9 protein-coding genes and 1 pseudogene are annotated in these 13,198 nt (G+C 54.2%); 7 read left to right on the top strand and 3 right to left on the bottom strand.

The window, feature by feature from the left end; translation table 11 throughout:
* Positions 1 to 8 precede the first annotated feature (8 nt).
* The gene (locus KGP21_RS16580; protein WP_223535708.1) at positions 9 to 2,033 is read right to left on the bottom strand and encodes a type VI secretion system Vgr family protein; all 2,025 of its coding nucleotides are present in this window, start codon (positions 2,031 to 2,033) and stop codon (positions 9 to 11) included.
* Positions 2,034 to 2,389: 356 nt separating this feature from the next.
* Here KGP21_RS16580 and aegA point away from each other — a divergent pair, with 356 nt between their 5' ends.
* From aegA to KGP21_RS16565, 3 genes are all read left to right on the top strand, one after another.
* Complete coding sequence (gene aegA, locus KGP21_RS16575; protein ID WP_223535706.1) at positions 2,390 to 4,399, top strand: formate-dependent uric acid utilization protein AegA; 2,010 nt, start codon at positions 2,390 to 2,392, stop codon at positions 4,397 to 4,399.
* 21 nt (positions 4,400 to 4,420) lie between these two features.
* The gene (locus tag KGP21_RS16570) at positions 4,421 to 4,948 is read left to right on the top strand and encodes a 4Fe-4S dicluster domain-containing protein (RefSeq protein ID WP_059201033.1); all 528 of its coding nucleotides are present in this window, start codon (positions 4,421 to 4,423) and stop codon (positions 4,946 to 4,948) included.
* Between the two features lie 206 nt (positions 4,949 to 5,154).
* Positions 5,155 to 6,786, top strand: a complete 1,632-nt coding sequence (locus KGP21_RS16565) for a DUF4139 domain-containing protein (RefSeq protein WP_223535703.1) — start codon at positions 5,155 to 5,157, stop codon at positions 6,784 to 6,786.
* A gap of 371 nt (positions 6,787 to 7,157) precedes the next feature.
* On the opposite strand, the gene chuY is transcribed toward KGP21_RS16565, so the two are convergent.
* Positions 7,158 to 7,781: an anaerobilin reductase gene (chuY, locus tag KGP21_RS16560; RefSeq protein ID WP_223535700.1), complete on the bottom strand. Its 624-nt coding sequence runs from the start codon at positions 7,779 to 7,781 to the stop codon at positions 7,158 to 7,160.
* Between the two features lie 12 nt (positions 7,782 to 7,793).
* On the bottom strand, positions 7,794 to 9,131 hold the full coding sequence (hutW, locus tag KGP21_RS16555) for a heme anaerobic degradation radical SAM methyltransferase ChuW/HutW (protein ID WP_223535698.1): 1,338 nt from the start codon (positions 9,129 to 9,131) through the stop codon (positions 7,794 to 7,796).
* Positions 9,132 to 9,557: 426 nt separating this feature from the next.
* On the opposite strand from hutW, the pseudogene KGP21_RS16550 reads away from it, so the two are divergent.
* The 4 genes and pseudogenes from KGP21_RS16550 (at position 9,558) to KGP21_RS16535 (ending at position 13,154) form a co-directional block, all read left to right on the top strand.
* A pseudogene (locus tag KGP21_RS16550) lies at positions 9,558 to 10,670 on the top strand (RNA ligase RtcB family protein).
* On the top strand, positions 10,670 to 11,287 hold the full coding sequence (prfH, locus tag KGP21_RS16545) for a peptide chain release factor H (protein ID WP_115157997.1): 618 nt from the start codon (positions 10,670 to 10,672) through the stop codon (positions 11,285 to 11,287). Before KGP21_RS16550 ends, prfH begins: the two are co-directional and overlap by 1 nt.
* 50 nt (positions 11,288 to 11,337) lie before the next feature.
* Entirely contained in the window at positions 11,338 to 12,051 is a 714-nt protein-coding gene (locus KGP21_RS16540; protein WP_037376015.1) for an RNA ligase family protein, read from the top strand.
* Entirely contained in the window at positions 12,039 to 13,154 is a 1,116-nt protein-coding gene (locus KGP21_RS16535; protein WP_223535696.1) for an AAA family ATPase, read from the top strand. Before KGP21_RS16540 ends, KGP21_RS16535 begins: the two co-directional genes overlap by 13 nt.
* Positions 13,155 to 13,198 lie beyond the last annotated feature (44 nt).

The following is a 13,198-nucleotide window of genomic DNA, read 5'->3' as shown; positions in this document are numbered from 1 at the left end:
TGTCCCGATTAAATCGCGCAACCCTGTTGTTTACATCGTTCACACTCTTCGCAAAATGCTCGCGGTTGTTTCAACGCACTGACCTGTGCAGGATTCAGCGCAAAGGCAGGGACGCTGGCAGGGATGGGGATAACATCGGGCATTCTGCCGCCCCATCCTCGGCCTGAGCCTGGGCTGCCGGTGCCCACATTGAGCGTGGGGCCGATCGTAACGCCGCTGGGATCGATTTTTATAAAGCTGGAACCGGCCTTTAAGGTGATTTCCGTGCCGGTTTCAATCACTATTTTAGTGCCGGACTTCAGGTGAATTTCCTGCCCAACCTCCGTCAATAAGGCGTTGCTGGCGTTAATGTGGAAATTGCTATTCACGGTCAGGGAATAGTCGCTTTCTATCCGGTCACGCTTTTCGCCATTAACCTGCAGAAAATCATTGTGGACAACCTGTTGTCTGCGATCGTTGCCTATCCGCTGGTTCTCATCGTGATCGATACGTGCGCAACTGTCATGCAGCACTTCGGTTGTCATGTTCTTTTGCGCATGCAGATAGAGCTCTTCCTGGCCTTTTTCATCTTCAAAACGCAGTTCGTTAAACCCTTCGCCTTTATGGGTTTGCGAACGGATCGACATCTGGGTTTTGGTGCCAGGCAGCTTGCCCGGGGGCAGGTTGCTGGCGTGATAGGTGCGGCCGATAATTATGGGTTGATCGGGATCGCCATTCAGAAACTCGACGATCACCTCATGGCCAACGCGTGGCACGGCCGACATGCCCCAACGTGGCCCCGCCCAGGGTTGTGATACCCGGATCCAGCAGGAACTGCTGTCGTCGGTTCTGCCCGAGCGATCCCAGAGAAAACGGACTTTCACCCGACCAAACTCATCACAAAAGATTTCTTCAGTGGCAGGCCCCGTGACAATGGCGATTTGTGCACCATCAATCCGTGGCTTGGGGAGTAAAGCAGGGCGCCAGGTCTGATCGTGGGGAATAAACGCAAACTGGCTGGTTACGATAGTTCCCGTCCCGCCTGTGTTACTTTCAAGCGCTTGGGGTTGCTGCCCTGAATGGTTAGCCTGGGTGATTTGCCAACGCGTATTGAGCGTCTCCAGAGGATGGTTTTCCAAGGTAAAGCGTACGCCGGGTTGCAGCGCCGGGCAGTTGCTTGCCCCTTCGCTCTGATGAGCATCGTTACGCAGCGCCTGGATGCGCCAGCGGGCAAAAGATTTACCCACCTCGGTACTTTTGAAACGCCCTGGGAAATCGTAATGAAAGTACTTGCCGGGCTGATGCTCAGTATCGCGGGCGTCATCGCCAAACTCTGCCAACCATAAGGGATCTTTAAAGGTGTAATCTTTCAACAGCACTTCGGCGAGGCGTAAACTTTCCCGGCGCTTAAAGGTGGTGACGCAGGGTTCATCCAACGAGGTAGATGACTGGTCGGGATGATAGGGGAGCGTTGGCCCGTCATGCAGTGCGGCGCAATCATCGGAAAACACCAACGTATGTTTGCCATTTTGGTGCTCAAAGAAATAGTAAATCCCTTCTTCTGCGGCCAGGCGGTTAATAAAATCGAGATCGCTTTCATTATATTGGACGCAAAACTCACGTACGGCATGGGGATAGCGCAACGCGTGGGCATAGTCGCCGATCTTGTTTTCTTTTAACAGAGTTTCCAGGATTTCCAGAAAGTTTTGTTGCTGGAAAATACGTGAACGGTGACCCAACCCGGCTCGCCAGAGCGAGGGATGAATGCTAAATCGATAACGCGTTTGATGAAGTCCGGCATCCCCTTGTTCGAGGGAGGTGACAATGCCATTAACGACTCGCTGTACCTCGGTTTCACGCCAAATCGTCAGCGTGGCGGTATTATCCAGGATTGAACGGAACTCCACGCTGGGCTTGGCGCTAGCCACCTCAAGCTCTAGCGCGAACGGGCTGGAGAATTGTTCATGCAGAGTAAATTCCACCACCACAAAAGCGTCTGCTGGCAGGTTGCCAACGCTTAACGTAAACCTCAGCCCGCTGGCTTGTTTGCTCATCCCTGGCATGCGCTTCCCCCCATTTATTACATGAATATATTCCGCTAAATTACAACAAAAAATCCATAGATATATAAATAATATTAATGTATTTGTGGCGAAATAACAACCAGTGGCGTTTTATAAATGTGATCCAATACGACAATGTGTGATTACGCTAATTGTTGTCCTGCCTGGTTTAGAGCGGATTGGCGTATTACGCCATTTTCATGCGAAATGTCATGGAAACCGATCAAATATAACCACTATATTTACATGGTTATAACCTTACTGACACCTGCCTACGCCAGCCAAGATAAGGAGATAACGTCAACGAAAGCGTGTTTTTTCAGTCAGCCTGTTCGGAAAGGATACCTATGAATCAATTTATCGTTGCGGAATCAGAAGCCTGCATTGGCTGCCGGAGTTGTGAGGTCGCCTGCGTGACCGCACACCATCACGGGGCATACCCAAGCAAGCGCGAATATTTCACCCCAAGAGTCAAGGTTATTCAGGGCACCCATGGCAATACGGCCGTGTTCTGCCACCATTGCGAAGATGCGCCCTGTGCCAATGTTTGTCCTACCGGGGCCATTGAACAAAGTGATACCAGCATCCAGGTCAGCCAGGAGAAATGCATCGGCTGCAAAGCCTGTGCGGTCGCTTGTCCGTTTGGCATGATGACGGTGGTGACCGAAACGGTGCAGCCCGCCAATCATCGCCTGGCCGACAGCTATCAGAAGGTTGAGGCACAGAAATGCGACCTGTGTAGCGAGCTGAACCATGAGCCTGCTTGTGTACGTGCCTGCCCAACCCATGCACTCAGCCTGGTGAACAACCAAACGTTGCTGGACCAGCAGCGAGAAAAGCGGCTACGTGCTGCGGCGCGCGATCACCATAGCCAACTGTTTGGCAGTGCGGCTAATCAGAGCCCGGAAGCGAAAGCCCAGAAAAAATCAACGCCGATCCGTAATCTGCTGCAACAGCCTCGGGCACCTCGCCTGGAAGCCAGCAAAATCCCGCTCGAGTTGCGCAAAACCAGCTTTGCCGAAATCTACCAACCCTTTAATGAGCAACAGATCCAGCAACAGGCCGAACGCTGCCTGAGCTGCGGCAAGCAGAGTATCTGCTCCTGGACCTGTCCGCTGCATAATCAGATCCCTCAGTGGATCAAGCTGGCCAGCCAGGGGCGCATCTGGGAGGCGGCGGAGCTATCGCACCAAACCAGCAGCCTGCCGGAAGTGTGCGGCCGGGTATGCCCACAGGACCGACTGTGTGAGCAATCCTGTACGCTCAATGAGCACGGGGGAGCCGTCACCATCGGTAACATTGAACGCTACATCACCGAAACGGCCTTTGATATGGGCTGGCGGCCAGATATGTCGGCGGTGAAAGACAGCGGCAAGCGCGTTGCCATTATCGGCGCGGGTCCGGCGGGGCTGGGCTGTGCCGATATCCTGGTGCGTCATGGCATCAAGCCGGTGGTGTTCGATCGCTATCCGGAAATTGGCGGGCTGCTGACCTTCGGCATTCCGGCGTTCAAGCTGAATAAGGACGTGATGGCCAGAAGGCGTGAGATCTTCAGCGATATGGGCGTGGAGTTCCGTTTGAATACCGAGATTGGCAAAGACGTCTCGATGGAAACTCTGCTCAATGATTACGACGCGCTGTTCCTTGGCGTGGGGACCTATAAATCGATGCGTTCCGGCCTGGAAAATGAAGGTGCGCCGGGAGTGTATGACGCCTTGCCATTCTTGATCGCCAATACCCAACAACTGATGGGCTATGCCGAAAACCCGCAAAGCCCTTACGTCAATATGGCGGGCAAGCGGGTGATCGTACTGGGGGGCGGTGATACCGCTATGGACTGCGTCCGTACCTCATTACGTCACGGTGCTGAGCAGGTGATTTGTGCCTATCGGCGTGATGAAAAGAGCATGCCGGGTTCGAAAAAGGAAGTGAAAAATGCGCGGGAAGAGGGCGCAGAATTCATGTTCAACCTGCAACCGCTAAGCATCGTGATCGATGAAGAAGGTAAGGTCAGCGGCATTCAGATGCGGCGAACCGAAATGGGGGCTCCGGACAGCCAGGGTAGGCGGCAGGCGGTCCCTGTTGAGGGTTCGGAACATATCGTACCGGCGGATGCGGTGATCATGGCCTTTGGCTTTAGCCCGCATCGTATGGGCTGGTTGGCAGAACATAACGTCATGCTGGATAGGCAAGGGCGCGTGGTGGCGCCAACGGTGGCGGGTTATCCGTACCAAACCAGTAACCGCAAGATTTTCGCCGGTGGTGACATCGTGCGCGGTGCCGATCTGATCGTGACCGCCATTGCCGAAGGGCGCAAGGCGGCGGAAAGCATCGGTTATTACCTCAATGTGCTCTAACGCGGCTCAAGGAGAGACGGTATGAATCAGTTTGTCATTGCCGATATGAAACAGTGCATTGGCTGCCGCACCTGCGAGATAGCCTGCGTGATGGCGCATCTGGGGGATAATCCGTTGCCGATGACGGCGGAAAACTTCAATCCTCGCTTACGGGTGATGAAAACCCTTAGCGTCAGCGTACCGATGCTGTGCCGCCAGTGTGAAAATGCCCCTTGCCTGAATGCCTGCCCGAACGAGGCCATCTATAACCAGGATGGCAGCGTACAGGTGCTCCAGTCGCGTTGTATTGGCTGCAAGAGCTGCATGGTGGCTTGCCCTTATGGTGCGATGGAGGTGGTGGTCAATCAGGGGTATGTCAGCAATGGTGTCGCGTACCAACGGGCTCAGGCGAATAAATGCGATCTGTGTCAGGGGCGTGAAGCGGGGCCAGCCTGTGTCGAGGTGTGTCCAACGGCGGCGTTAACCCTGATCCGGCCAGTAGACCTGCAAGCCATGCAGTTGGAAAAGCAACAGCGCGCGGCCCGTGGCTCTGCACCGAACCTGCGGTAAATTATCCCTTACCTCACTACAACCCATTCTGCGTGATAACCGCGTGGAATGGGTTTTCTTTCATGATCCGCGCGACGTGGCTAAATGAAACGAATATCGCTGCTTTACCTTTGAACGCGATGATCTTTCAGAAATCTTACCACCAGGCTGCATGCTATAATTCGTCGATATTCTGCACGGAACCTCTTTGTTAAGGATAAATGACGATGACCCTCTTCCCAGGATTTAAAACCACGCTGTTGGCGGCCTCGGTGCTGTTGGCCTATACCGGCCTGGCTCAGGCGCAAAACGTCACGCTCAACGACGTGACGGTCTTTATTCGCGGTGCCGAGTTATTCAACAGCAGCAAAGTGACGCTACCGGCGGGGGAAAGCGAAGTCGTCTTTACCAATATTGCCAGCGGGCTGAACGAACAGAGCCTGATGCTTGATGCTGATAACGGCGTGGTCGTACAATCTTTCAGCATAAAACGCGATTTTCTCACCGAACATTTGTCGCCTGAAGTGGAGCAATTGACCAAGCAGATTGATGATGAGGTGCGTGAGCAAAGCAAACTGAACGTGCAGCGGGAAGTGATCCAGGCACAGCTGGCGGTGCTGGAAAGTAACCGGGCGCTGGGTTCGGAGAAAGAGGGCGCTTCCGTTGAGCAGGTTAATCAGATGCTTGAACTGGTGAGTCGCCGCATGAGTGAAGTGCTGCTGGCGGATATCGAGCTTAAAGAGAAGATCGCCGCGATTGACAAAAGCATCGAAAAGCTGAAGAGCCAGTTGGACGAGGCCCAGCAGAAGACTGGCCAAACGGTGAATCAGGTGGTGGTGAAGTTTTACACTGCGAAAGCCGTGACCAGCAACGTTAAGCTGTCTTATGTGATCCCGGATGCCGGCTGGGTGCCGACTTACGATGTGCGGGTCAACAGCATTACCCAGCCGGTCAAGCTGAGCTACAAGGCCAATGTGTTTCAGAACAGCGGCATCAACTGGGATAAGGTCAACCTGACGCTTTCCAGCGGCAACCCAAGCGAAGGGGCGCAGGCGCCGAAGTTGCAACCTTGGTATCTCGATTTTTATCAGGACTACTCAAGTTCCAAGATGGCAATGTCGATACCCAGACCGGCACCGGCTCCCGTTGCTGAGATGGCCGCTGGCGCGGATGCCCAAGAGCTTGATGGCGCAATGGCCAGCAGAGCTAAACGTTCTCTCTCAGATTATGTGGTCACCGATGCTGGCGGAGTGAATACCCGCTTTAGCATTTCCTTGCCTTATAACATTGCCTCCGATGGCAAAGGGCATTCAGTCACCATCAAGGATGTGGACGTTCAGGGCGACTATCGCTACGTGGTGGTGCCGAAAATCGAACCTGATGCCTTCTTGCAGGTACAGTTAAAAGACTGGGAACCGCTTAATTTGTTGCCGGGCAAGTCCAGTATTTTCTTCGAGGGTTCATTTGTCGGCCAGGGGTATATCAATATCGCCGAGGCCAAAGAAACGCTGGATCTGTCATTAGGCCGGGACAAAAAGATTATCGTTAACCGCGAAAATGGCAAGCAGCTTACTTCGAAGGCGGAGTTTTTTGGCAATTCGGTAAGCCAACAGTACTCCTTTGTCACCAGCGTGAAAAATACCCGTAAAGAGCCGATTAAGCTGGTGGTGATGGAACAGATGCCGCTAAGTCGTGACTCGGCGATTACTATCGACGGACTGAAGTACGACGGTGCCAGCTACGATAAAGACACCGGCAACGTACAGTGGGCACTGGATTTACCAGCGAATCAGTCCGAGAAATTCACCCTGTCTTATACGGTGAAGTATCCAAAGGATAAGCGCGTTAGCAATTTATAACTTTACCCCTCACCCTAGCCCTCTCCCACAGGGAGAGGGGACCGAACGTGCCACAAATTGGTTACTACATTCGTCCTCAAACCAGCTTGGTTAAAGACTAACTTTGCACCTGAAAATGGCTCCCCTTGGCTACTACATTCGTCCTTATCACCAATCTGCCTAAAGACTGACTTCTGTACCTGAAAATGGCGCTGTACCAGCTCCCTCTCCCTGTGGGAGAGGGTTGGGGTGAGGGGCCAGTTCAGCTTCCTCGGTATATTGTTATACCGGAGCTGCCAGGGATTGGCTTTGAAGGTAAATCGGAGCTGATCAAGGTGATACGTGCTTTGGCGGAGTGATTGCGGCGCTGATAGGGCAGCACCGCGTGGGGATTAAGCAGGTTTAAGACCGGGTTCAACCAGGCTATAGACCTGTTGATTGAGTGCGGGGGCACTTGCCAGTTGCTGGACATGTGCAGCAACGTCTGCACGCATCACAAAGCCATGAACTTCCTGCCCCTGAAAACGTTGCGCCTTGCCGGTGGCATTGCCGTTTAGCAGCCCGCCGGGGCGCAAGATGGCGTGATCTAGCGTGCTGGTCTGTAACCAGCTTTCCGCCAGCGATTTTTCACGTACCGCCTGGCCAAACCCCGCTTTGGCGCGTGGTGACAGAAACGGCCAACCGTCGCCACAGCCCAACGAGGTGACGAGGATCATGCGCGATATTCCACACTTTTCTGCCGTATCTATCACTGTCCTGTGGGCCAGATAATCCTGTGCTCCTCCCATTGACGAGATGATTGTTGCGTTGGCACCAGCAGCTTCGCAAGCGCGGGTGACCGCAATGGCATCACAAGCGTCACCGAGATAAACCTGTACGCCTTTCTCCCGCAGGCGAGAGGCGGCATCAGGATTACGCACCACCGCAACCACCGGACGCTGTTCCGCCAGCGCAAGTTCCAGAGTCAGCGCGCCGACCCCTTTACCGCCAGCGCCAAAAATCAGCCATGGTTTCATCGTTCACTCCTGTTAGAGGGTGGCTACCGCAATACGCGGCAGATCCAGTTGTTGGAGCAGCTCATCAAGAGACTGCAGAATATTGCTTGCCCAGAAGCGCCCTTCGTTGGTCAGGCGCAGGCAGGTTGAGGCGTCGCGGGTTAACCCCGCCTGATGCCACTGTGCGAGTAGCGGCTTCAGCTTTTCCGCATGAGGCGTCAGTTCATCCAGCGGGATGCGCGCGTTTTCCACGCCAGCCTGTAGCGGCTGACGCCACTGGCTTCGGTTACCGGAGGTACGCATCATCATCATCAGCGGTTTGCGACCCGCGGCGATAGCGTCATGCCAGTGAGTGAGGTTGCGCTCAATCATCCAGGAATAACCGTTGACCGAGCCTCCCGCGCCTGAGCCAAAGGCCAGGCAGTCTGCGCCTTGCTTAATCAGCAGGTTGTACAAATTGCGCTCTCGCGTGGTGCGCGCCCAGTGGCTATTGCTGATACAGCGCCAGCCTGCCTGATCCATGAAATCGCAGCCCTGCAAATAGAGATCGCGCCGCTCGGCAGGTGAGGGAACCGAGGTGCGGCCAGTTTCCACTGCCTTACCCAGGGGCGTATTGGGCAGCAGATTGAGGGCGTAGAGATCGACACCGTCCAGCCCGATATCGCGAGCAATCGCCAGATCTTCGCCCCAAAGTTTCGCATCCTGACCAGGTAAGCCGAATAGCAAATCGCAGACCACGGCAGCGCGGTCGCGACGAACGAGTCCTTCCATAAACGCAATGGCGCTTGCGCCGTCGGAGGTACGAGCCATTTTTTTACGGATTTTGCTATTAAACGACTGAATACCAATCGAAAAGCGATTGGCTCCGGCATCCAGACAGGCGTCTATCCGCTGATCGTCAAAGTTTAGCACCCGGCCCTCGATGGTGATTTCACAGTCTGGGGCCAACGGCAGGCGTTCGCGTAGTGTGGTGATAATACGTGCCAGATCCCGTGCGGCAAGCGCCGAAGGTGTTCCACCGCCAAAATAGACGGCATGGATTGGCGCAGACTGATGCAGAGGGCTGTCTGCCTCCATTTCTATCTCGCGTAGCAGCGCATTGGTGTAGCGGGTGCAGCTGTCCTCCTCGAAACGGTTTTGGTAAAAGCCGCAGAAGGTGCAGTGGGTGGCACAAAACGGAATGTGTAGATACACCAGACGCTTGCGGCAGGGCGCGGTCTGGCCGATGACGTTTTGCCAGGTTGGTGCCAGCAGCTGTTTTTCTACGGGGATCGCGCCGCGCAGCGGCATCATGGCTCGACGATCTTTAAACGGCTGATTGCCTGCCAGTGCAAAATGCGGGGTTAAATCCAGCTCAGTGTCATGTTTCAACAGCAAGTTCCTTCAATGGGGCAGAACTGATGGAGGTAGGGATGCTTAGCAACGTAACTATCCAGACCTGTCATAGTTTAACTGAAAATAATTACCATTTGCATTTATATACTGATAATCGTCAGCAGAGTCTATCCAGCCAGCGGCCAATTAAATGCAACGTTGACTTGGGTCAAACTTTTCGGCACCCCGAATTAAATTTTGGTGGCCGACGCGAACAACCATTGCTAACGCTGGAGTTTATATGTACTATCGCCGCGTTTTCCCATTCATTCACTTTGCAAAGGAGGTACATCATGAATTATCAAGCACTGTTTACCCTTTGCGGGTCGTATCCTCAGGCATAATTTCCTGTTCTCCAGGTATTGCTAGGGCTACCGCCCGCCAAATCCAAAAAATGAGATAAAATAGTAATCAGGATTGGTTATGAGCAATACTATTGGCTCCGTTACGCCGCGAGTTTCATTGATCGCGTCGGAACACACCTGGATTGAAGGAAATGCAATCCAACAATTAGAAATTACCGCCAAGCTGCCGGATATGGTGCGTGTGGTCGGGATGCCAGATTTGCATCCTGGACGTGGTTACCCGGTCGGTGCCGCTTTCTTTTCACAACATCGCTTCTACCCGGCGTTAATCGGTAATGATATCGGTTGCGGTATGTCGCTATGGCAAACAGATTTGCTGGCGATGAAACAGTCGCTGGATAAATTGGAAAAAAAGCTGGGAAATATTGACGGCCCGTTAGAGCAAGAAGAGTTGGGGGATATTCCTCCCGCGCTTGGCGATTATTCTCGGGCATTGGGCACCATTGGCGGCGGTAATCATTTTGCTGAACTGTTACGCATCGACGAAATATATCAGCCGCAGGCCGGTCTTGATAAAAAACGGCTGATGTTGTTGGTGCACAGCGGTTCGCGTGGCTTGGGCCAGCTAATACTGGAACAGCATGTACGCGCTCATGGGCATCATGGCCTGCTGGAAAATACCGATGCGGCCAACGATTATCTGCAACAGCATCAATAGGCATTGGATTTTGCAGGCTTAAACCGGCAGCTGATTGCCCAGCGGATATTGCAGCGGTTACGCGCTGCTGGCGATTGCCTGCTGGATATCCATCATAACCTGCTGGCGGCGGCCACTATCGAGGGCGTGCCTGGTTGGCTGCATCGTAAAGGGGCTACGCCGTCGGATGAAGGTCTGGTGGTGATCCCCGGCTCGCGCGGCGATTACAGCTATATCGTCCAACCGCTACCTGCCGCCAGCAGTTTGTATTCACTGGCGCACGGCGCGGGGCGCAAATGGATGCGTTCCGAGTGTAAAGATCGCTTATCAGCGCGTTTCAGCACCGAGCAGTTGGCCAGAACCCGCTTCGGCAGCCGGGTGATTTGCCGCGACCGCCAGCTGATTTATCAGGAAGCGCCAGAAGCCTACAAGCCGATTGATAGCGTAGTGGGAGCCTTGCAGCAGGCAGGATTGGTCACGTTGGTGGCGCGTATGCAGCCGGTGTTGACCTACAAAACCAGCGGGGGGCAGTGATGATCTTATTACAGATATCTGCCGCCCAGGGGCCGGATGAATGTTGCCTGGCGGTGAGCCTGGCACTGCGCCAGTTTCACAAAGAGGCTCAGGCCATGCAGGTGGAACTGCATGAGGTTGAGCGGGAAGAGGGCCGCCTGCCGGGCACGTTGCGTTCGGTGTTATTGACGCTTAATGGCGAAGCGGCGGAGCCATTGGCCGCCAAGTGGTGCGGGACATTGCAGTGGATTTGCGAAAGCCCCTGGCGCACTGGGCGCTCCAGAAAGAACTGGTTTATTGGTGCAGCGCGTTTCTCTCCGGCAGCGGTGCCAAAAGAGAGCGAGATCCGCTTTGAGACGTTGAAGTCCTCCGGGCCAGGTGGGCAGCACGTAAATAAAACGGAATCGGCTATTCGCGCCACCCATATCGCTAGCGGCATTAGCGTCAAAGTGCAGACCGAGCGCAGCCAACATGCCAATAAACGTTTGGCGTATTTGCTGATCGCTCACCGTTTGGAACAGCTTGAGCAACAGCAACTGGACGAACAGCGTGCTGAGCGACGGATGTTTCACCATCAAATAGTGCGTGGTTCACCGGTTCGGGTGTTTAAAGGCGAAAGCTTTACGCCGCTCGCTTAATCAATATCGGCCTGATGGGGCAGGCCGGTAACGCTATAAGAAGAAAAGAAATGGAAACACATAAATATGGTCGGACGTACCATTATCCGTTCTCACCGGGAACCACCAGTGACGATCGGATCAATAAGCATTATTGGCAAGACATACGGCTAATCCCCTCGCTGATCCATACGGAAAAGCTCGATGGTGAGAATAACTGCCTGAATCGGTATGGCGTATTTGCACGCTCCCATGCGGCACCGACGGTTTCTGCCTGGACGCGCCAGATCCGCCAGCGTTGGCAATTGATTAAAAATGACCTGGGCGATATCGAACTGTTTGGCGAGAACCTGTATGCCACGCATTCGATCGAATATCGTGGCCTGCAACAGGACTTCTATCTATTCGCCGTACGTTGTAAAGACATGTGGCTGAGTTGGCAAGAAGTGCAGTTTTACGCGGCATTATTTGATTTTGCCTGTGTGCCAGAAGTGGTGCAGGACGTGCCGCGCCAGACGGAACAAGAATACCGCTCGGCAATACTGGCGCTGGTGGGGGGAGTAGGGAGTTTTGCGCCGCATGACGTGCATACCGGCTTGCCATGCACCATGGAAGGGATTGTCACTCGCAATGCGGCTGAATTCCCAGTGGCTCAGTTTTCCCATAACGTGTTTAAGTACGTGCGTAAAAACCATGTGAAAACCGATCGTCACTGGAGAGTGAATTGGCAACGAGCGCGTATGGCGTATGAGTATCAGCAGGAGGATAAACCATGTGGTGCTTAAGTGAAGACAAGCAGTGGGGCAGGCTGGCGGATAAATTTCGCTGGGTGGCCGACATGCATCAGGTGCCACAAGATCCTCGCCATCATGCGGAAGGCGATGTGGCAATCCATACCCAGCTCGTGCTGGCGGCACTGACCGAGTCTGCGCAGTTTTTGGCATTGCCAGAGCAACAGCAGGAGCTGGTTTGGGCTGCCGCATTGCTGCACGATGTAGAAAAGCGCAGCACCACGCGGGTTGCAGACGATGGTTCGGTGACCTCACCCAACCACGCTAAACGCGGTGAGCTGACCACGCGCTCGATCCTCTATCGGGATATCGTTACGCCGTTTGAGCTGCGTGAACAGGTTGCGGCCTTGGTACGTTTTCATGGTTTGCCGTTGTGGATCATGGGGCGACCATCGCCGGAGCGGGCGCTGTTATTAGCGGCCCTACGGTTAGATACACGGTTGCTGGCGATGTTGGCACGGGCAGATGTGTTGGGCCGCGAGTGTGAAGACCAAAACGGCCTGCTGGATAATATCGAGCTGTTCGAACTGTTCTGTCAGGAACAGCAATGCTGGGGGCAAGCGCGTCCTTTTGCGAGCGATAACCAGCGTTACCATTATTTGACGCATCCGCAGGCTAGCGTGGATTTTGTTCCCTACGAGCAATTTCAGAGCGAAGTAACGTTACTTTGTGCGCTGCCGGGAATGGGTAAAGATCGCTATATCGCGCAGCATGCCGCTGGGCTTGAGGTTATCAGCCTGGACAATATTCGCCGCCAGCATCGGCTTTCGCCAACCGACAAAAACGCGACTGGCTGGGTCGTGCAGCAGGCCAAGTTGCAGGCTAAAACGCTGTTACGGCGGGGCGAACCTTTTGTCTGGAATGCCACCAATATTACCCGGCAGTTGCGTAGCCAACTGGTTGAGTTGTTTATCGCCTATGGCGCAAGGGTGAAGATTGTTTACCTGGAAGTACCGTATGCCCAGTGGCTGCGGCAGAATGCCGAGCGGGAATACAGCGTACCTGCTGAGGCGATGGCGCGGATGCTGAGCAAATTGGAGATCCCGCAGGCGGACGAGGCGCATGAGGTGGAGTTGCGGGTGCAGGACGCAAGCTAGCCCGGGGCTGTTGTCAGATGCCGAGCCACTATGTAGCACATACA

The sequence above is a fragment of the Serratia sp. JSRIV004 genome (assembly GCF_019968705.1).
In the GTDB taxonomy this organism is placed as follows: domain Bacteria; phylum Pseudomonadota; class Gammaproteobacteria; order Enterobacterales; family Enterobacteriaceae; genus Chania; species Chania fonticola_B.
This window is presented reverse-complemented; position numbering and strand designations above follow the sequence as displayed.

Coding starts and splice junctions, on each gene's coding strand:
- KGP21_RS16580 (WP_223535708.1), bottom strand. CDS start 2,033: ATGAGCAAACAAGCCAGCGGGCTGAGGTTTACGTTAAGCGTTGGCAAC.
- KGP21_RS16535 (WP_223535696.1), top strand. CDS start 12,039: ATGTGGTGCTTAAGTGAAGACAAGCAGTGGGGCAGGCTGGCGGATAAA.
- KGP21_RS16565 (WP_223535703.1), top strand. CDS start 5,155: ATGACCCTCTTCCCAGGATTTAAAACCACGCTGTTGGCGGCCTCGGTG.
- prfH (WP_115157997.1), top strand. CDS start 10,670: ATGATCTTATTACAGATATCTGCCGCCCAGGGGCCGGATGAATGTTGC.
- aegA (WP_223535706.1), top strand. CDS start 2,390: ATGAATCAATTTATCGTTGCGGAATCAGAAGCCTGCATTGGCTGCCGG.
- KGP21_RS16570 (WP_059201033.1), top strand. CDS start 4,421: ATGAATCAGTTTGTCATTGCCGATATGAAACAGTGCATTGGCTGCCGC.
- KGP21_RS16540 (WP_037376015.1), top strand. CDS start 11,338: ATGGAAACACATAAATATGGTCGGACGTACCATTATCCGTTCTCACCG.
- chuY (WP_223535700.1), bottom strand. CDS start 7,781: ATGAAACCATGGCTGATTTTTGGCGCTGGCGGTAAAGGGGTCGGCGCG.